General features: G+C 64.8%; 1 protein-coding gene. It reads left to right on the plus strand.

The window, feature by feature from the left end; all coding sequences use genetic code 11:
* The coding region (locus SB679_RS24620) for a hypothetical protein (protein WP_410704908.1) at nucleotides 1-267 on the plus strand (267 nt) is incomplete at both ends.

Consider the following 267-nt stretch of genomic DNA (forward strand, 5'->3'; position numbering starts at 1 on the left):
TCCGGCGAGCCGCAGAAGACAGCGCGCGGACAGCCGATCATTCCCTACTCGATCAATCCGCAGGGCGCCTATTCGATCGGCCTTGAGCTCGGAAGCCAGCGCGCCAGCGGCATTCTGACCGATCTCTCCGGGGCCATCTGCGCCCGCGTCGAGCACAACATCGACCATGCCGATCCGGAGAAGGCAATTCCTGTCCTTGAGGGCGTCGTCGCCGAGCTTCAGGGAGCATTCGCGTTTGACCGCCGCCGCCTTCTCGGGATCGGCATG

Origin of the sequence: Chryseobacterium sp. SIMBA_029 (genome assembly GCF_046535275.1) — a bacterium.
Taxonomy (GTDB): Bacteria; Bacteroidota; Bacteroidia; order Flavobacteriales; family Weeksellaceae; genus Chryseobacterium.